17 protein-coding genes and 1 pseudogene are annotated in these 19,258 nt (G+C 65.5%); 7 read left to right on the forward strand and 11 right to left on the reverse strand.

What is annotated here, in order from left to right:
- The 3 genes from ACE3TH_RS00970 to ACE3TH_RS00980 are packed head-to-tail and all read right to left on the reverse strand — an operon-like array spanning position 1 to position 2,066.
- Positions 1–1,203: an exo-beta-N-acetylmuramidase NamZ domain-containing protein gene (locus tag ACE3TH_RS00970; protein ID WP_374596519.1), complete on the reverse strand. Its 1,203-nt coding sequence runs from the start codon at positions 1,201–1,203 to the stop codon at positions 1–3.
- Positions 1,200–1,712: a DOMON-like domain-containing protein gene (locus tag ACE3TH_RS00975; RefSeq protein WP_374596521.1), complete on the reverse strand. Its 513-nt coding sequence runs from the start codon at positions 1,710–1,712 to the stop codon at positions 1,200–1,202. The genes ACE3TH_RS00970 and ACE3TH_RS00975 overlap by 4 nt, the downstream gene beginning before the upstream one ends.
- 39 nt (positions 1,713–1,751) lie before the next feature.
- Positions 1,752–2,066 (reverse strand): hypothetical protein, encoded by a 315-nt coding sequence (locus ACE3TH_RS00980; protein ID WP_374596522.1) that lies wholly within the window; start codon positions 2,064–2,066, stop codon positions 1,752–1,754.
- A 67-nt stretch (positions 2,067–2,133) separates the two neighbouring features.
- On the opposite strand from ACE3TH_RS00980, the gene tyrS reads away from it, so the two are divergent.
- From tyrS to ACE3TH_RS00995, 3 genes are all read left to right on the forward strand, one after another.
- Positions 2,134–3,390, forward strand: coding sequence for a tyrosine--tRNA ligase (gene tyrS, locus ACE3TH_RS00985; RefSeq protein WP_374596524.1), 1,257 nt, complete (start codon positions 2,134–2,136; stop codon positions 3,388–3,390).
- Between the two features lie 12 nt (positions 3,391–3,402).
- On the forward strand, positions 3,403–3,870 hold the full coding sequence (locus ACE3TH_RS00990) for a peroxiredoxin (RefSeq protein WP_374596526.1): 468 nt from the start codon (positions 3,403–3,405) through the stop codon (positions 3,868–3,870).
- 95 nt (positions 3,871–3,965) lie between these two features.
- Complete coding sequence (locus tag ACE3TH_RS00995; protein ID WP_374596528.1) at positions 3,966–4,556, forward strand: polymer-forming cytoskeletal protein; 591 nt, start codon at positions 3,966–3,968, stop codon at positions 4,554–4,556.
- A 159-nt stretch (positions 4,557–4,715) separates the two neighbouring features.
- On the opposite strand, the gene prfB is transcribed toward ACE3TH_RS00995, so the two are convergent.
- From prfB to ACE3TH_RS01010, 3 genes are all read right to left on the reverse strand, one after another.
- Positions 4,716–5,838, reverse strand: a protein-coding gene (gene prfB, locus ACE3TH_RS01000) for a peptide chain release factor 2 (RefSeq protein WP_374596530.1) whose coding sequence is annotated in 2 segments (ribosomal slippage) — positions 4,716–5,768 and positions 5,770–5,838 — 1,122 coding nt in all. Because the reading frame shifts where the segments join, the coding sequence is not laid out codon by codon here.
- Positions 5,839–5,910: 72 nt separating this feature from the next.
- Positions 5,911–8,328, reverse strand: a complete 2,418-nt coding sequence (locus tag ACE3TH_RS01005) for a penicillin-binding protein 1A (RefSeq protein WP_374596532.1) — start codon at positions 8,326–8,328, stop codon at positions 5,911–5,913.
- A 92-nt stretch (positions 8,329–8,420) separates the two neighbouring features.
- On the reverse strand, positions 8,421–9,587 hold the full coding sequence (locus tag ACE3TH_RS01010; RefSeq protein WP_374597095.1) for an N-acetylmuramoyl-L-alanine amidase: 1,167 nt from the start codon (positions 9,585–9,587) through the stop codon (positions 8,421–8,423).
- 527 nt (positions 9,588–10,114) lie between these two features.
- Here ACE3TH_RS01010 and ACE3TH_RS01015 point away from each other — a divergent pair.
- From ACE3TH_RS01015 to ACE3TH_RS01030, 4 genes and pseudogenes are all read left to right on the forward strand, one after another.
- A complete protein-coding gene (locus ACE3TH_RS01015) occupies positions 10,115–12,778 on the forward strand; it encodes an Rne/Rng family ribonuclease (protein ID WP_374596534.1) in 2,664 nt (887 codons plus the stop codon).
- A gap of 120 nt (positions 12,779–12,898) precedes the next feature.
- Positions 12,899–13,513 (forward strand): annotated as a pseudogene (locus tag ACE3TH_RS01020) (M48 family metallopeptidase); the annotation flags it as partial.
- A 99-nt stretch (positions 13,514–13,612) separates the two neighbouring features.
- Positions 13,613–14,254: a tetratricopeptide repeat protein gene (locus ACE3TH_RS01025; RefSeq protein ID WP_374597097.1), complete on the forward strand. Its 642-nt coding sequence runs from the start codon at positions 13,613–13,615 to the stop codon at positions 14,252–14,254.
- Positions 14,255–14,271: 17 nt separating this feature from the next.
- On the forward strand, positions 14,272–15,087 hold the full coding sequence (locus ACE3TH_RS01030; RefSeq protein ID WP_374596536.1) for a thioredoxin domain-containing protein: 816 nt from the start codon (positions 14,272–14,274) through the stop codon (positions 15,085–15,087).
- Here the strand turns inward: ACE3TH_RS01030 and ACE3TH_RS01035 are convergent, their stop codons facing one another.
- The 5 genes from ACE3TH_RS01035 to ACE3TH_RS01055 form a co-directional block, all read right to left on the reverse strand.
- Positions 15,088–15,810 (reverse strand): chorismate mutase, encoded by a 723-nt coding sequence (locus tag ACE3TH_RS01035; protein WP_374596538.1) that lies wholly within the window; start codon positions 15,808–15,810, stop codon positions 15,088–15,090.
- A gap of 290 nt (positions 15,811–16,100) precedes the next feature.
- On the reverse strand, positions 16,101–16,691 hold the full coding sequence (locus ACE3TH_RS01040; protein ID WP_374596540.1) for a prephenate dehydratase domain-containing protein: 591 nt from the start codon (positions 16,689–16,691) through the stop codon (positions 16,101–16,103).
- A complete protein-coding gene (locus tag ACE3TH_RS01045) occupies positions 16,688–18,058 on the reverse strand; it encodes a class II 3-deoxy-7-phosphoheptulonate synthase (protein WP_374596542.1) in 1,371 nt (456 codons plus the stop codon). The genes ACE3TH_RS01040 and ACE3TH_RS01045 overlap by 4 nt, the downstream gene beginning before the upstream one ends.
- 79 nt (positions 18,059–18,137) lie before the next feature.
- A complete protein-coding gene (locus ACE3TH_RS01050; RefSeq protein WP_374596544.1) occupies positions 18,138–18,395 on the reverse strand; it encodes a phosphotyrosine protein phosphatase in 258 nt (85 codons plus the stop codon).
- A gap of 70 nt (positions 18,396–18,465) precedes the next feature.
- On the reverse strand, positions 18,466–19,236 hold the full coding sequence (locus ACE3TH_RS01055; RefSeq protein WP_374596546.1) for a hypothetical protein: 771 nt from the start codon (positions 19,234–19,236) through the stop codon (positions 18,466–18,468).
- Positions 19,237–19,258: the final 22 nt, after the last annotated feature.

Consider the following 19,258-nt stretch of genomic DNA (forward strand, 5'->3'; position numbering starts at 1 on the left):
TCAGTACAGCAGATGCGGGCGGCGTATCTCCTGCCAGGCCTGCTCGTCCGGCCGGGCCGCCGCATCCAGATCGTCCGGCACCGACGCTGGATCGTCGACCCATTCGCGCAGACCAGGCCCGCCGTTGATCACATCGATCGGCAGCTTGCCGAACGCATACTCATACGGAAAATCCCGCCAAAGGTCATAGTCCGGATACAGCCGCCGAATGGCCTTGAAGCCCAGGGCCTGAAGCCGCCACGGCCTAAAGGCCTCATGATCATAAGCAGGATCGTCGACGTGGATCTGAACCCCTGAGCACAGCTTTCCGACGTGCTTATGGAAGGTCGGCTCGAACCACATGTCTCTTAGCACGCAGCCCTGCAGCCATTGCGGCGCAAAGACCCGCATCTCGGCGATGACGGCACGGGCGTCGATGTCCGGCGCGCCGAACAGCTCCAGCGGACGGGTCGTGCCGCGCCCCTCCGACAGGGTTGTCCCCTCGAGCATGACGGTCCCAGCATAGGCGCGGGCCATCGAAACATTGGGCGCATTGGGGCTGGGGTTGATCCAGCTTCGCTGATGCAGAGGCCACCCATAGCCAGGGGCCTCGTCGGGTTTCCAGCCCTGCATCTCGATGACGCGATAGGCCACATCCAGCTTGAAATGGTCGATGAACCAGTGGCCCATTTCGCCCAGGGTCATCCCATGCCGCATCGGCATGGGCCCGGCCCCGACGAAGCTCTCCCAACCGGGCTGCAACAGCGTGCCCTCGACGGGTCGCCCCGCCGGGTTGGGCCGGTCTAGCACCCAGACCTCCTTGCCGTGCTGGGCCGCCGCCTCCAGCATATAGAGCAGGGTCGTCACAAAGGTGTAGATGCGGCAGCCCACGTCCTGCAGGTCAATCAGGACGACATCGAAGGTGCTCATCATCTGGCCCGTCGGCCGACGCACCTCGCCATACAGGCTGAAGACGGGGATGCCGTGCACCGGATCGGTCTCGTCCGGCGTCTCCATCATATTGTCCTGCAGGTCGCCCTTCATCCCGTGCTGGGGGCCGAAGGCCGCGGTCAGATCGATGTCTGGACAGGCCATCATGGCATCCACCGAATGGATCAAGTCTGCCGTCACGGAAGCCGGATGCGCTACCAGCGCCACGCGGCGGCCCTTCAGCGCGGCCAGCAACTCCGGCTCGGACAGCAGGCGATCGATGCCGAACTTCATGCGGGCTCCGTCAGGTCGAGAATAAATGACGCGGGATGGTGGAAGTCGGGCGTTTCGCCCGGGTGGGTCAAGGCCCAGTACGACTTCGACCCGTCATGCGCCACGATCACGGTCGATAACGCCAGTTTGCCGGCGTTCGGTGGAAGGTCGATATGGGCTTCCATTGCGAACATGTCGGACGCCAGATCGGGGGCCAGGTCTCTCACGCCCTCCGGCGCGTCAGTCATGCCCATACGATAGCCGTTGAAACGATAGCTCGCCCACTGGTGGGATGGCGAAAGGTTGAACTCTCGGTAGCCGTCGGACGTCGTGACGAAGACCTCGAAACAGGTGTGTTCCCACAGACGGTCTTCACGCCCGCCTGGCTTCGGCGCAGGCCATCGGATGGCATCGACATCGCCCTCGACCACGAACCGAACCCACAGCCGATCTCCCTGCCGTTCGTGATGCACGCAAACGACGACGTCTGGCCCCTCAGAGACAGGGTGTCGAATAAGGGTGGCTGGCATTTGGGGGCTCGGTTTGGACTGTCCAAACCTGCTAGCCCGTCACAACTCGCCGTACCAGTCCGGGCCGTTGGCGAAAGAAGCGGCCGAGGCATAGATCAAGGCGATTAGGCCGACGAGCACCGCCAGCCCTGCCCCCACCACGATAGGCCATGCCAGACCGTAACGACCTCGCCGCCAGAGCTGCATCGCCGCCCAGCCGGTGATCGCGCTGAACACTACCAGAATCAGCATCGGCTGGCTGAAGACCTGAACGCCGCCGACGCCGACACCCAATACCAGGGCCAGACCGAAAAACAGGCTACCGGTCGCCAGCAGCTGCCAGCCGATGGCCTTATGGCGAGGTTTTGGGGTCATTCGCATTCGCTCCATTCGAACCCCATGCTAGAGCCAGAGCCCCTGCCAACATAACTGACCCTTTCTGATGACCGACACCGCCTTCCAGTCCGACTTCCTCAAGACCATGCAGGCGCGGGGCTATATTCATCAGATCACTCATCCGGCGGAGCTGGATGTGGCGGCAAAGGCGGGCGTGATCACCGGCTACATCGGGTTCGACGCCACGGCCCCATCGCTGCACGTCGGCCACCTTATCCAGATCATGCTGCTGCGCCGTCTTCAGCAGGCCGGCCACAAGCCGATCGTCCTGATGGGCGGCGGCACGACCAAGGTCGGTGATCCCTCCTTCAAGGACACCCAGCGCCCCCTGCTGACGCAGGAGCGGATTGCCGAGAACATTGCCGGCATCAAGGGCGTGTTTGAGAAATTCCTGACCTTCGGCGACGGCCCCACCGACGCCGTCATGCTCGACAACGACGAGTGGTTGTCCAAGCTGGGCTACCTCGAATTCCTGCGCGACTACGGCACCCATTTCACCGTCAACCGTATGCTCAGCTTCGACTCGGTCAAGCTGCGGCTGGAACGCGAACAGCCCCTGACCTTCCTCGAGTTCAACTACATGCTGATGCAGGCCACGGACTTTCTGGAGCTGAACCGCCGCTATGGCTGCACGCTTCAGATGGGCGGATCGGACCAGTGGGGCAATATCATCAACGGCGTCGAACTGACCCGAAAAGTCGATCAGAAAGCCGCCTTCGGCCTGACCACGCCGCTACTCGCCACCGCCTCGGGCCAAAAGATGGGCAAGACCGTCGGCGGGGCCGTCTGGCTGAATGCCGACGCCCTTTCGCCGTATGATTACTGGCAATACTGGCGCAACACCGAAGACGGCGACGTGGGCCGCTTCATGCGCCTGTTCACCGACCTGTCGGACGCCGAGATCGCGGCCTACGAGGCGCTGGAAGGCGCGGCGATTAACGATGCCAAGAAAGCTCTGGCCGATGCGACGACGACCATGCTCCACGGAGCCGACGAAGCCGCCAAGGCCCGCGCAGCCGCAGAGGGTGCGTTCGAGCGCGGCACCCTGTCCGCCGACCTGCCCACCGTCGAGATTCCCTCAGCCGAGGTCGTCGGCGCCATGATCGCTGCCGTCGCCACCCGCGCCGGCCTGACCGCTTCCAATGGCGAGGCGCGGCGCCTGGCCCAAGGGGGCGGACTGCGACTGAATGACGAGGCGATTTCCGACGGTGCCCGGCTTATCGAGTCGTCGGACATCAACACTGATGGCGTCCTGAAACTGGCCGCCGGCAAGAAGAAGATCGTCCTCGTCCGTCCCGTCTGAAGTGAGAAATCCATGACCGAGATCACCGAAGGCACTCCGGCCCCCGCATTCGACCTGCCCACCGACGGCGACGCCAATATTTCTCTGGGCGGGCTGAAGGGGCGAACGGCCGTGCTGTATTTCTACCCCAAGGCCGATACGCCCGGCTGCACCAACGAGGGCAAGGACTTCACCGCCCTGGCGGCGGATTTCGCCAGCGCCGGGGCCGTCGTGACCGGTGTGTCGAAGGACCCGGTGAAGAAGCTTCAAAAGTTCAAGGCCAAACACGATCTGGACGTCGTGCTGGCCTCCGACGAGACGGCGGGTGTCACCGAAGCCTACGGGGTTTGGGTCGAGAAGAGCATGTACGGCAAGACCTATATGGGCATCGAACGCGCGACCTTTCTGATCGATGGCCAGGGCATCGTGCGCCGCATCTGGCGCAGGGTGTCGGTTAAGGGTCATGCCGAAGAGGTTCTGGCTGCCGTTCGCGCGCTGTAAGGTTCGACGAGCGCTGATCGGAACCAGCGCTTGCCACCCGGCAAGGCCTGGGCCTAACTGCCGCCGGGGCTTTTACACGACAGGCGGAGACAGCCATGTTCAACAAGAGCAAGTCGGACGACAGTTTGAACATCCCGTCGATGACGGAACGACCCCCCGAGCCCGCGCGCGCGCCGGACACCCCGCGCCCAAGCACGACCGCCGTGACGACGTCGGCCTCGGCTCCGCGCTCGACCAATCTGTCGACCCTGTCCGCCGGTGTCCGCTATGAGGGCAATATCTCCGGCGGCGGCGATGTGCAGGTCGACGGCGCACTGAAGGGTGATGTGCGTCTGGCCCGCGTGCTGATCGGCGAGAGCGGCTCGGTCGAGGGCGCAATCACCGCCGACATGATCGAGGTGCGCGGCAAGGTGAACGGCTCGATCACGGCCAAGTCCGTGCGCCTTTTGGCCACCGCCCGCGTCGAGGGCGACATCACCCAGGAACAGCTGGCGATCGAGCCCGGCGCCTGGTTCCAGGGCCGCTCCATCCAGGCCAAGCGCGAACTGCCCACCGCTGCCGCCATCGCCGAGGCCGAAGCGGCCAAGCCCGAACGCTATCAGCCGGAAACGCCGGTCGCCCCGGCCATGCCGAATGTGACGGTCGCCTCCAGCAAGGCATCAGTCGCGCAGGCGAAGTCGGCCTAAAACATGATTTCTCCCTCCCCCTCGGGGGAGGGTGGTCGCGCAGCGACCGTGTGGGGAGGGCTAAGGCAGGGCAGCCCGGTGTCTGTGTTGCCAAGCCTCTCCCACCCTGTCGTCGCCTAGCGCCGACATCCCTCCATCAAGCGGGAGGGAGCCACCGCCTCAATCGACCGTCGAACCCCTGGTCTCGCCCACACGCGCGGCCAGAGCGGCCCCCATGAAGGCATCCAGATCGCCGTCCAGCACCCCTTGGGTGTCCGAAGTCTCGACGTTCGTGCGCAAATCCTTGACCATCTGATACGGCTGCAGGACATAGGACCGGATCTGGTGACCCCAGCCGATATCGGTCTTGGCATCCGCCATGGCCTGGGCCGCCGCTTCCCGTTTTTGCAGTTCCAGCTCATACAGCCGGGCCCGCAGCATCTTCCACGCCATCTCCCGGTTCTGGTGCTGTGAACGTCCGGCCTGACAGGCGACCACGGTGTTGGTCGGCGTGTGGGTCAGGCGCACGGCCGAGTCGGTCTTGTTGATGTGCTGACCGCCCGAGCCCGAGGCGCGATAGGTGTCGGTGCGAACATCCGCGGGATTGATGTCGATCTCGATCGTGTCGTCGACCACGGGCGAGACGCCGACGGAGGCGAAGCTGGTGTGGCGCTTGGCGGCGGCGTCATAGGGGCTGATGCGCACCAGGCGATGCACGCCCGATTCCGACTTCAGCCAGCCATAGGCATTGGGTCCGCTGATCAGGATCGTGGACGACTTGATGCCGGCCTGCTCGCCCTCTTCCTGAGCCTCGATCTGGACCTCATAGCCATGCGCCTTGGCCCAGCGGCTGTACATGCGCAGCAGCATACCGGCCCAGTCATTTGACTCGGTCCCGCCCGCGCCGGAGTTCACTTCCAGATAGGCGTCATTGCCGTCGGCCTCGCCGGACAGCAGGGCCTCCAGCTCAGCCCGCGTCGCGCGATCCTTGATCGCCTTCAGGCTGGCGCGCGCCTCTTCCAGCGTCGCCTCGTCGCCTTCCTCATCGGCCATTTCGGACAGCATGACGCCGTCTTCCAGACCCTGTTCCATCTCGCGGACGGCGTCGATCTGCGCGGCAAGGCGGGCACGGTCACGCGACACGGCCTGGGCCTGTTCGGCGTCATTCCACAGCGTCGGGTCCTCGACCCGCGCGTTCAGCTCATCCAGTTTTCGAAGCGCGACATCCCAGTCAAAGACGCCTCCTGAGCAGAGCGAGGCTCTGCTCGATGTCGGCCTTCATGGCCTCGACATCCGGTCTCATCGCAATCTCCAAGCGACAGGTAAGGGACGCGGGACATAGAGGGTGTCGCCGCGAGTGGCTAGGGCCGACGGATCAGTAAAGCCCGCTCAGGTCTTCCGCCGGCGGCTTCACCGGCGGTGGTGCTGTAGGTGGCGGCACAGCGGGGCCGGCACTCGGCCTTTCCGCCTCTTCCTGTTCGCGGCGGATCACGTCGTTATAGTTTTGCGGCCCGGTCGGGACGGTCGGACCCGTCGGCGCGCGCTCCTCGATCCGGCGGGTCGTTCCCGGGCGGAACGCTTCCTCGATGCCATTCACGCTGCGGAAAATCGCATTCTTCGGCCGCACGAAGGGTCGCGCCGGACGCTCGCGCAGGGCGGTCTGCATGAAGTCGGCGAACACCGGCACCGCGGCCGTCGTGCCCGTCTCGCCATAGCCCAGCGGGCGGTTGTCGTCGAAGCCGATGAAGACGCCGACCACGATGTCTGAAGAAAAGCCGACGAACCAGGCCGAGCGGTATTCATTGGTCGTGCCGGTCTTGCCGCCGACCCAGCGACCCAGGCCGCGCGCACTGGCGGCCGTACCGCGCTGAACCACGCCCTCCAGCATGGAGCTGATCTGATAGGCCGTGATCGGATCGATCACCTGCTGGCCGCGTGGGTCCAGCCGTGGCGATTCCTGGCCCGTGAACGGTCGCCCGCAGTCGCGGCAGCGGCGATCGTCGGCGCGATACAGGGTCTCGCCATCTCGGTCCTGGACCATTTCGATCAGATAGGGATCGACCTTGCGTCCCCCGTTGACGAAGGCGGCATAGGCGGCGGTCAGGCGATAGGGTGTCGTCTCCCCTGCCCCCAGCGATACCGACAGGTTCGGTGTCAGATTATCGGCCACCCCCATCTTCTCGGACAGGGCCACGATATTGTTCATGCCCACTGACTGGGCCAGCCGCACCGTCATGACGTTGCGCGACAGTTCCAGCCCGCGCCGCAGGGTCTGCGGCCCATAATACTGACGGCTGTAGTTCTCTGGCGTCCAGCGCCCGCCATTGGCCCCACCCGCAAAGCTGATCGGTGCATCGAGTACGATGGAGGCTGGCGTGAAGTCGCCTTCCAATGCCGCCGCATAGACGAAGGGCTTGTAGGCCGAGCCCGGCTGGCGCTCAGCTTGGGTCGCTCGGTTAAAGCTGGACAGGGCATAGGAATAGCCGCCGACCATCGCCAGCACACGACCCGACTGCGGCTCGATGGCGACCAGGGCCCCATTGACGCGTGGCACCTGCTTGAGAGCGAACTGCCCCCCGGTCGGCTCCACGAAGATCAGATCGCCACGCTTCAGCGGGCGGTTGGCATTGGCCCAGGCGGCATCGGCAGCCAGCAGGCTGCCGGTGTCACCGTCGCGAGCAGTGACGATGCGGACGTTGTTGCCGGACACGCTCTCGACCGCCGCTGCCTGCCAGGCCCGGCGTTCGGGTGGCCGCGTCTCTGCCAGAGCGACCTGTTGCCAGCCGTCGGCAAAGTCGGTGGTGCCCCACGCCCCGCGCCAGCCGTGGCGACGATCGTAGTTTTCCAGCCCGCGCATCAGGGCGTCGCGCGCCGCCGACTGCAGGGACGGGTCCAGCGTCGTGCGCATATAATAGCCGCCTCGGTTGACCTCCTCGCGGCCGAAGCGGGCGATGGCCTGCCGCCGGGCTTCCTCCACGAAGAAGTCGGCGTCGGCATACTGCGCCCGGCGCGGGGCGTCCTGGGTGACCAGCGGCTTGGCGCGCGCCTCGATCAGCTGCGCATCCGTCAGCCAGCCGTTCTGGTTCATCTCGCCCAGCACCCAGTCACGGCGGCCGGTGGCGCGACCCGGAAAGCGTTTGGGATGATAATTGGCCGGTCCCTTGGGCAGGGCCGCCAGGAACGCCGCCTCGTCCGGCGTCAGCTCGCTCAGCGACTTGCCGAAATAGTTGTAGGCCGCGGCCGCCACGCCGAACGAGCGATAACCCAGGTAGATTTCGTTCAGATACAGCTCGAGAATCTGGTCCTTGGTCAGGGTTGCCTCGAGGCGGTTGGACAGGATCGCTTCCTTGACCTTGCGGTTGATGCCGGTCTGGCCCTCCAGCAGCACGTTCTTGGCGACCTGCTGGGTGATGGTCGAGCCGCCTTCCAGACGCCGCCCCGAGGCGGCGTTGAAGACGTTCTTGAACATGGCCCGGCCCAGGCCCGACACGTCGATACCGCCGTGGTTGAAGAAGTCGTTGTCTTCGGCCGACAGAAAGGCCTGCACCACCGTGTCCGGGATTTGCGAATAGGGCACATAGATCCGGCGCTCGTCCGAGAACTCGCCGATCAGGGTCCCGTCACCGGCATAGACCCGCGTGGCCGTCGCTGGGCGATAGTCCGCCAGATCCGAGGCGTCCGGTAGGTCGTGAAACAGCCAGGCCGCATAGATGGCCACGGCCAGCCCCGCCAGCGCGATGCCACCCAGCAGGACGATCCCCGCCCTTACGAACCAGCGTTCGGCAATTCTCACCTGAAACTCCGGGGCGCGTGCATCGGCATGGGTTTAGCTTGCGTCGCCGGGGTTCGCTAGGGTGACGATGACATGCGTCCGAATGTTGGGGCTCAGGGTCGTCCCGTTCCGCCGGTCGCGGCCATCTGCACGTCACCGTCGGCCTGCCGGAAATAGGCGTCGATGCCTGCCGCGACGGCGCGAATGAGGCGACGCCGGGCGCGGCTGTCGGTCAGCAGCCGCTCGTCCTCGGGATTGGTCATATAGCCCATCTCCAGCAACACGGCGGGGACGTCGGGAGCCAGCAGGACGGCCAGGCCCGCATCGCGGTGGCTACGGCGCAGCAGCGGATGATCCGCCTGTTCGATCTCGCCCAGCAGGGTCCGCGCCAGGCGGGCCGAGCGGTTCTGGGTCGCGCGCTGGGTCATGTCCAGCAGGATGCGATCGACCGAGGCGTCGCGGCCCGGCAGGTTCAGGTTCTGCTGCCAGTTTTCGTCGCGCGTAAACTCGCGCACCGCCCGCCCGGCCCCCTGTTCGGACAGGGTATAGACGCTGGCCCCGCGCGTGGCCGGATCGGCGATGGCGTCGGCGTGCAGGGATATGAACAGGTCGGCCCCGGCCCGGCGCGCGATCTCGACGCGGCGGTTCAGACCGACATAGACATCCGTGTCGCGGGTTAACTGGACCCGATACCGGCCCGTGCGCTCCAGTTCCTGCTTAAGCAACTGGGCGGCCGCCAAGGTGACCGCGCTTTCACTGGTCGTGGTTCCGGATGCGCCCGGATCGCGCCCGCCATGCCCCGGGTCGATAACCACCAGCGGGCGCTCGGTCCGGCGCGTCGGCAAACGCACGCCGCGTTCCGGACGTGGCGTCGGTGCACGACCTGTCGCCTTCAGATCAATGACATAACGATAGTGATCGATGCCGTCGCCGGGCGGCAGCAGAAAGCGGCGCTCGATCTCGGCTGTGCTGCTCAGGTCCAGTTCGACCCGCGAAGCCCCGCCCGCCCCGGCGATCCGCCAGTTGCGCACCAGACCACTGCCCTGTCCTGTTCGGGTCTGCCCCGGCGCAATACCCGCGAGCGCGACCACCACGTGACCGTCGTCTCCGGATTGGACAACCTCGCCGCGCGAGGTGCGATCCAGATCGACCACGACGCGCGTCCGCTCCGCATCGCCGCCAAACCGGACGCGCAGGACCTCGCCCATGGCGCCGGTCGCCAGACCACGCCCTGCGGCGAAGACTGCCACCCCGAACGCCAGCATCACGACAGCCGCCATCGCCCACTGGCGCGGGGTCCAACGCGTCGGATTGCTACGCCACAGCCCTCTCATTCTGACGGAGGCCTCGTTCATCACTCTGCAACCATGATGACGGGCGGGCGTCGCCAAGGGGTTAAGACAGCTGTGCCTTTTAATTCATGATTTTCATGACTATGATCTGTCTGCCTGCGAACCGATCGCGTTCCCTGACCTGTTCAGGAGCGGACGCGCCCTCCTCGTCAGGTTGGACTTCCACTGATCCTAGGATCGACAGGGCGACAAGGCCCGACGATTCGAAGACCGGGTCCGCACCGCCCCTGACCGGGCGCGACCGCGACCAGGACCGACTGAACTCATGGGCTTTATCGCCAGCGCTTCCCTCCGGTCTGAGTTGACCGACTTCGCCTGCATCGACGGCACCATGCCGCGCTGTGGCCGAGGAACGACGCCTGCGCCCGCCCGCCTCACCCCCATTCGGCGAGCCGCCACACTGACCGGTCATGTACCGGCGGTCCTGGCCCGAGCGCGCCAGAGAGAGACCCTCCATGTCAAAGACCATGCTTATCGATGCGGCACATGCGGAAGAAACCCGCGTCGCGATCGTCGAAGGGCGTCAAATCGAGGAATTCGACTTTGAATCCCGTACGAAGCGCCAGCTTCGTGGAAACATCTACCTCGCCAAGGTCACCCGCGTAGAGCCCAGCCTGCAGGCCGCCTTCATCGAATACGGCGGCAATCGCCACGGCTTTCTGGCCTTCAACGAAATCCACCCCGACTACTATCAGATCCCGGTCGCCGACCGCGAAGCCATCATGGCCGAGGCACATTCGGACGACGACGATCACGATGATTTGGGCCGCGAAAGCGATGACGGCGAAGCGGAAGGCGGTCTGGCCGAGGAAGAGCGGTTGAAACGTCGCCTGATGCGCCGCTACAAGATCCAGGACGTCATCAAGCGTCGTCAGGTCATGCTGGTCCAGGTCGTCAAGGACGAGCGTGGCGGCAAGGGCGCGGCCCTGACCACTTGGCTGTCGCTGGCCGGCCGATACTGCGTGCTGATGCCCAACACCGGCAAGGGCGGCGGCATTTCGCGCAAGATCACCCAGGCCACAGACCGCAAGCGCCTGAAGGCCGCAGCCGCCGCTCTCGACGTGCCGCGCGGCATGGGGCTGATCATCCGTACGGCGGGGGCCAAGCGCACCAAGGCCGAGATCAGGCGCGACTATGAATATCTGCTGCGGTTGTGGGAGACGATCCGCGAGACGACGCTGAAGTCCAACGCCCCCTCGATCATCTACGAGGAGGAAAACCTGGTCCGCCGCGCCGTGCGCGACATGTTCGACAAGGATTTCGACGGCATCCAGGTCGAGGGCATAGAAGGCTTCAAGGAGGCGCGCGACTTCATGCGGGTGCTGATGCCCTCGCAAGCCAAGAAGGTGCATCTGTATCAGGGCGCGCGGCCCCTGTTCGCAACCAATGGCATCGAGGAGATGCTGACCCAGATTCATCAGCCGGTCGTGCCCCTGCCTTCCGGCGGCTATCTGGTGATCAACCAGACCGAGGCCCTGGTCGCCATCGACGTGAACTCCGGTCGCTCGACCAAGGAGCGCAATGTCGAGGCCACGGCCACCAAGACCAATATCGAGGCCGCCATCGAGGCCGCGCGCCAGTTGCGCCTGCGCGACCTGGCCGGCCTGATCGTCATCGACTTCATCGACATGGATGAAGGCAAGAACAACCGCACCGTCGAAAAGGTGTTGAAGGATGCCCTGGCCAAGGACCGCGCCCGCATCCAGATGGGTCGGATTTCAAGCTTCGGCCTGATGGAAATCAGTCGCCAGCGTCGGCGCCTGGGCGTGATCGAGGGAGCCACCGAGGTCTGTCCACACTGCCAGGGCGCGGGTCGCATCCGCTCGGCGGAAAGCGCCGCCCTGATGACTCTGCGAGCCGTCGATATCGAGGCGGGCAAGAACGGCGCGGGCGTTGTCAATCTGCGCCTCTCGACCGCTGTGGCCCTGTATATCCTGAACCACAAGCGCGAATATCTGAACAGCCTGCTGGTCAAGCGGGGCCTGAACGTCGTGATCCTGATTGACGACAGCCTGGGTCAGGGCGAACACGCCATTGAGCGCATCGAGACCAACGAGGACTTCGTGCCCGAACAGGCACCGGCCTTCATCGACCTGGACGACGACTTCGACGACAGCGCCTATGACGACGAAGATGAAGCCGACGACGATGACATCATCGCCGACGATGACGACGCCGACGACGGCGAGGATCGCGAAGACACCGACGATGACGAGCCGCGCGAACGGGCTGAGCGCCGCGACCGCGAACACGGCGGACGCGGGCGTCGTCGCCGTCGTGGCGGCCGTCGTGACGAAGGCGACGGCGCTCCGCGTGATGACGACGCCGCCCCTGCCCTGACCGCAGGTGAAGACGACGACGACAGCGACGCCGGTCGCCGCCGCCGCCGCGGTCGCCGCGGGGGTCGTCGCACGCGCGAGGAAGGCTCCGAGCGCGATGCCTTCTTCTGGGTGCGCGGTCGCACGCCGTCCCTTGACGACCCTTACGTCTGGTTCGACCCGATCAATCCGGAACGTCCGCAACCTCAGGACAGCCGCCAGACCACAGCATCGACGCCGATCGAAGGCGAGTCCGAGGAGCGGATCGGCGAGCGTCCCGAGGGCGAGCGTGAAGGCCGCGAGGGCGGTCGCTCGCGCCGGCGTCGCGGACGGGGCCGCGGTCGTGACCGTGGCGGCGAACTGACTCACGAGGTCAAGGTCGAGGCCCGCGCCACCAACGAAGGCATGCCGGCCGACGGCTCGCCCGACACGCCGATGGCCGTTCAGATCGAGGCTGAAGCCGACACACCGCCGGTGGCCGTGATCGAAGAGCCGAAACGCCGCCGCGTTCGTCGTAAGATGTCCGCCAGCGCGACCGAGGCCTCCGAGCCAGAAGCGGTCACTGAACCGTCTGAGCCCAACGAGGCCGAGCCTGTCCCGGCCGAGCTCGCCGAGCTCGACGTCACGCCGGCCGAGGCTGTCGAGGAACGGGCCGAATCCGTGACGGAGCCGATGGCGGCGACCGTCGTCGAACATGTGGCTCCTCAGCCCGAGGTCGACGTCGCGGCCCTGATCGCGGAAGACCCGAACCAGATCGTCGCACCGCCCGAAAAGCCCAAACGCGGGTGGTGGCGCCGTTGAAAGGACGCGATTAGTCTGTGAGATCGTACCGAACGGGGGCGTTCGAGGCTTGAGGAGTTTGCCATGACCTGGCTGTCTCGACCTGTCCGCCGCCTGTTCGGGGCCGCGACCGCTGCCGGCATGCTGCTGGCGGCTGCCTCGCCAGCCTCGGCCCAGAGCGCCATCCGCGACACCGAGATCGAGGAGATCATTCACGAATGGTCTTCGCCGGTTTTCGTCGCCATGGGGCTGGAGCCCGAGGAAGTCGAAATCCTGCTGGTCAATGACGACAGCCTGAACGCCTTCGCCACGCGCGGCCGGATCATGGGGCTGAACACCGGTTTGATCATGCGCACCCGCAACGCCAACGAACTGCTGGGCGTGGTCGCTCACGAGGCCGGCCACATCAAGAACCGACACACGCTGCGTGACGGTGCGCAGAATGCGGGCATGCAGCCCCTGCTGATGACCATGGCGCTGGGCGCTCTGGCCATCGCGGCCGGTGCGCCAGATGCCGGGGCAGTCCTGATCGGCAACAGCCAGTATTTCGGCACGCTGAGCGCCCTGCGCTATATCAGCCACCAAGAAGGCGAGGCCGACAACACCGCTGCGCGTGCGCTGGATCGCGCGGGTGAGTCGGGTCGCGGACTGGTGACCTTCTTCGAGCGTAACTTTCGCACCGAGGAAGTCTTCTCCGACGCCCGCCGCTATCCCTATTTCCGTAGTCACCCGCTGTCGTCCGAGCGGATAGAGAACCTGCGTCGCATCGTGGCCGAAGGCACTCACAACGATGCCGTCGATACGCCCGAGCGCGCCGCCCAGCACGCCTTGGTCCTGGCCAAGATGCATGCCTTCATGGATCATCCGACCGATACGCTGCGCGCCTATCCTGAAACCGACGTCAGCCTGCCCGGACGCTATGCCCGCGCGATCGCCTGGTATCGTCAGGGCGAGATCGACAAGGCGATCGCCGCCATTGATGTGCTGCTGGCCGAGCAGCCCGAGAATCCGTATTTCTGGGAACTGCGCGGTCAGGTGCTGATGGAAGAGGGTCGCCCCGCCGATGCCCTCGCCTCGCACCAGCGGTCGGTCGAGCTGAAGCCGGACGCGCCGCTGCTGAGGGTTAATCTGGGCCATGCCCTGATCGCCTCGCAAGACCCGGCCAAGCTGGACCCCGCCATTCTGGAACTGAAACGCGCCGTGGCGTTGGAGCCGGAGAACACCCTGGCCTGGCGTCTGCTGTCGCAGGCCTATTCCAGCCAGGGCAAGGAGGGCTTGGCCCGACTGGCGACGGCGGAGATGTATTTCGCCATGGGCTCGGAGCGGGAATCGACCCAGTTCGCCCTGCGGGCCCGCGACATGCTGGATCGCGGCACGCCGGAGTGGACGCGCGCCATGGACATCGTCTTCGCCTCGGGCGCGACCCAGGCGGATGTCGATGACGTCGACCGCCGCAATGCCCGCCGCCAGCCGGTCATCGTGCCCGCCGGCGGCTGATCAATACTAGGATACGCATGACCGACACGCCCGAACCCAAGCCCGATGCCGCGCCGACGCCTGCCAAAGGGCCATGGTTGTCCGATGCCAGGGTGGGTCTGGCCGGACTGGTCGTAGGCGTGGTCGCTTTGGCCATCGCAGTCGTGCCCTATGCGACCGGCGGCGGCTTCGATGCGCGGGTTCGCAGCTACCTGCTAGCCAATCCTGAAGTGCTTCAGGAAGTCAGCGACGCCCTGAACGCCAAGGCCGATGTCGCGCGTCAGGCAGCGGACCGCGAGCTCGCCGGGCAGATCACGGCCCGCGCCGCCGCCAATCCGGCCCTGCTGGCCCCCGATCCGCGCGATCCGTCCTTCGGTCCCGCCGATGCCAAGGTGACGGTGGTGGAATTCTTCGACTTCCGCTGTCCCGGCTGCAAGGCGACGGCTCCGGAAGTTCTGGCTCTGATGCAGGCGCATCCGGACGTGCGGTTCGTGTTCAAGGACTGGCCGATCCTGGATCGCGGCAGCGACGGCGTTTCGCACCTGTCGGCCCGGGCGGCCCAGGCCGCGCATCGTCAGGGCAAGTACCTGCCCGTTTTCCGCGATCTGATGGCCGAGCCAGACCTGACGCCCGACAGCATCGCCCGCATCCTGAACGACAATGGCGTGTCCCTGCCCCAAGCCGAGGCGGCCATGGCCGGTGGCGAAATCGCCTCGCACCTGGCAGACGTTCAGACGACGGCGACGACGCTGGGTCTGCAAGGTACGCCGACCTTCCTGATCAACGGCAAGGCCAGCGCGACCATCCAGCCGTCCGATATCGACGCCGCCATCCGGGCCGCCAAGGCGGGCTGATCAGGGGATCGCCCCGACGCAGCCTTCGTCGCCACCGACCGGCAGCGCGGCATCGGTGAGGGATAGGGTCCAGCCGTGGTGGGTATCGAGTCCGCGACGGCGGATACCGCCACCGTCCCCGGCATCGCCGCCCGCGTCCACCACGACGCGACGACCCGTGGGCAGAGCCGCTGGGTCGATCCGGCCAACGGCCAGGGCGCTGGGTGTTTCACCGCCGAAGCCGTCGAAGACGCTGAGCCCTGCCCATTCGCGGCGCAGACCGGTCCACCAGGGGTCGCCCCCATTGACGGCCAGGACGGCGACGCCGTGGCCTTCCGACGCCCATTTCAGCGCCGCCTGCGGATCGCGCACGGCCCGCATGTCGGCGGCGGCCCCGAAGCGCAGGCGGGCCCCGTCGAAGGCGCGGGTCGGCTCGATCGGCGACCAGACCTGGACCTTCATCCGACCCTGACGCGCGAGACCCCAGCCGACGATCTGACGCCAGAGGGATTCGACGGCCTCGTGATTGTGTGGTTCCGCCTGGGCCAGGACGCGATCCAGCACGCGCTGTTCGCGGTCGGGACGCAGTTTGACATGGGGCCCGGCAGGCGCGTCCTTGGCCTGGCCGACGCGGGCGGCGATGGCGAGGCGGCGCTGGAACAGGGCCAGCAGTTCGTCGTCCAGCAGGTCGATCTCGTGGCGCAAGGCCGCGAGCGCCATGTGTTCGGGACTGATGTCGGTCAATGCAGATGTGTCGGGGGCGGGCCAGACTTGCTGGAGTGCGGTTCTAGTGTGGGGCACGATATTGGGCTTTCGGTATTCGACAGGGCTGCGATGAGGTCTTTTGCGAGCCGCCGCTCCGTCGCGGAGCGGTCGCCGGCGAGGCCGTCAGGAGCGAGTGCCCGACGCCTCAGCCGGCGTATCGAAAGCCGTAGGCATAGAGGCCCGACACCGCGAAAACGCGGGCGGTAAAGGTCGCAGCGATTGCTTGCGGACGGGCCATGCGCCTCAGTGAACGCAAGGAACGTGCGGCGTCAAGCCGGTTTGGCGCTCAGCAGGACGAAACGCGTCCGATTATCGGCTTCGTCCTGAATATCGTTGCGCAAAATCGACAGATCATACACCTCGGCTGCACGCGCGGGCGCGACGGCGGCGCGGCTCTTGTCGTTGGCCTCGGCGACGGCGCGTGCGGCCCCCGCGGTATCGAAGACGATCACCGGCTCGATGTTCAGACCCGTCAGGGTGCCAGTGCATTGGCGCAGGGCGATGGGGTGACTTTCAGCCGTTTTGATGTCCGACAGGCGCGCGCCGTGCGGAGCCATCAGGGCCAGGCGGATGGGTCGCCAGACCTCGGAGACGATATGGAGGCCGCTGTTCTCCACCAGGGTCGCGGCGGGCTCGACACGGCCGATGGTCGAGTTTTCGACCGGAATCAGGGCACAGCCGATGTCACCAACGGCAAGCGCCTCCAGCACGTGCTCAAAGGTCTCATAGGCCACGGCTTCGTCCCAAGGGCGCAGATCCGTACACGCCTCGTGGCTGAACGCCCCGGCCGCACCCTGATAGCCACAGCGTCCGGCGACGTCGTCCCCCTCGGGCCTGCCGACGCCCTCCAACATGCTCATGCCGCCTTGGATCGCGACTGACGCCCGGTCTTCAGGCGCTCGGCGACCAGGAAGGCCAGCTCCAGCGCCTGATCGGCGTTCAGACGGGGGTCGCAGTGGGTGTGGTAGCGGCTGGACAGATCGTCCTCGGTCACGGCCTGAGCCCCGCCCAGACATTCGGTGACATTCTGACCGGTCATTTCCAGATGGACACCGCCGGGGTGGACACCCTCGGCCTCGGCCACGTCGATGAAGGTCTTCACCTCACCCAGGATCCGGTCGAAGGGCCGGGTCTTGTAGCCGTTCGACGCCTTCAGCGTATTGCCGTGCATCGGGTCGATGGACCAGATTACGCGTTTACCCTCGGCCTTCACCTCCTTCATCAGGCGCGGCAGGCGATCACCGACCTTGTCGTGACCGAAGCGGCCGATCAGCGTCAGGCGGCCCGGCGTATTGTCCGGGTTCAGGGCGTCGATCAGCGGCAGGATATCGTCCGGCTCCATCGTCGGCCCACACTTGACCCCGATGGGGTTTCGGATGCCGCGCATGAACTCGACATGGGCCCCGTCCAGCTGGCGCGTACGCTCGCCGATCCACAGCATGTGGGCCGAGGTATCGAACCATTCGCCGGACCCGCCGTCCAGCCGCGTCAGGGCGCTCTCGACGTTCAGCAGCAGGGCTTCATGGCTGGTGAAGACCTCGACGCGGCTCAGGTCCGGATGGGTCTCGGGCGTGACGCCGACCGCCTCCATGAAGGCCAGGGCCTCAGTGATCTTCTCGGCCAGTTCGCGATACTGGGCCCCGACGGCATGGTCGGCGAAGCCCAGCGTCCAGCGATGGATATTGTAAAGGTCCGCATAGCCGCCGCCCGCAAAGGCCCGCAGCAGGTTCAGGGTCGAGGCCGACTGGTTATAGGCCCGCAGCAGACGCTGGGGATCGGGGATCCGCTCTTCCGGCGTGAAGCTCATGCCGTTGATGATGTCGCCGCGATAGGACGGCAGCTCGACATCGCCGATCTGTTCCACGCCCGACGACCGCGGCTTGGCGAACTGTCCGGCGATACGGCCGACCTTCACCACCGGCTTGCGGCCCGCGAAGGTCAGGACGACCGCCATCTGCAGGATCAGACGGAAGGTGTCGCGGATGTTGTCAGTGGAAAATTCCTTGAAGCTCTCCGCACAGTCGCCGCCCTGCAGCAGGAAGGCCTCGCCCGCCTCGACCTGGGCCAGTTTGGAGGTCAGGAGTCGCGCCTCGCCCGCGAAGACCAGTGGCGGCATGGCGCGCAGTTCATCCTCGACCCGCGCCAGTTCGGCCATGTCCGGATAGTCCGTCGGCATCTGCACGACGGGTTTCTGTCTCCAGCTTTCAGGGGTCCAGCGCGTTGTCATGAGTACAGAATAGGCTTTCGACGGGGCCGCGACAACGGACGGCGTTGCAGTGCGGCAAAAGGAGTGTGCGAAGGCAGGATCAGAGGAACGGCCCCACCTTCTTCAGCAACGCCACCAACTGAGGCTGCATGAAGGTGCAGTCGTCGGGGATGTCGAGGCAGATGACGCGGGCGCGCTTCCGGTGGGCCTTGAAGCGGCGCTGGAGTTTGGCGCGGTGGGCGCGCTCCATGACGAAGATGATGTCGGCCCATTCCACCAATTCGGCAGAGCATTCCTCCTCCGCATCGGGGGCCAGGCCGGCGGAGGCGGTCTCGACGCCGGGCCATGTGGCGAACACCTGCTCGGCCGTGGGGGAGCGGAGGCGGTTGCGGGAACAGAGGAAGAGGAGGTTGGTCAGATGGTTTTCTTCATCGGGCGGCTGCGCGCGTGGCCAATGCCTCGCGCAGGCTCACTAGGAAGGGATCATTTGGACCGCTAATCGGAATGAGGGACTGCATCCTCAGCGACAAACGTTCTCGTCGCCCATTTTCCAAAAGGAACTGCGTGTCGATTTCGAGGGGGAAGGCTCCGTCCATTGGATAGAGCCTGCCAAGCGAATCCCGCAGGGCGACCAAAGTTTGCCCCACCTCCAGAAAGTAGGGCGCATTACACTCGCCGCCACCCAATCCACTACTCGCTGACGCACCGTGGAAAGCGTAGCCTCCATTGCCAGGCCGCTCTAGCAGCCAGTCGGGCAGGCCGTTGGGGTGACTGATCTGTCTCTCGCTAGGCGAACTTGTTCCGAAAACACCGGGGTCATACCCGGCGATGCGGAGCTCGTTCTCGTAAACAAAATTAGATGGATCCCCGCCCATCTTTAGCGTCTCGACCGGCTCAAGTTCGAAGGCGAACACGTCGGTGAAATCAGGGTGGCCTTCCGGGACCTCCGTGCTTCCTTCCGAGAGATACCATTCACCTTGAGTGAAGGTTCTATGGACCAAATATCTCGCTTTCACAGATACGATCTGAATCGTGTTGGACTTACTTGCGATTTGAGTAGCAAGGCCACCGCCGATATATCGACCGTTGTCACTGAAGCTTGCTAACGAGCAGGCTTCGGCGTTGCTGCTTACGGCGATCGCTCCAGCCATACAGCTAGCGGCGAAAAAGCTGCTGCAGGCCTTCTTCAGAAGTAGCATGGCTGTCTCCGTCGCCTTAGTC

The sequence above is a fragment of the Brevundimonas sp. genome (assembly GCF_041919755.1).
In the GTDB taxonomy this organism is placed as follows: domain Bacteria; phylum Pseudomonadota; class Alphaproteobacteria; order Caulobacterales; family Caulobacteraceae; genus Brevundimonas.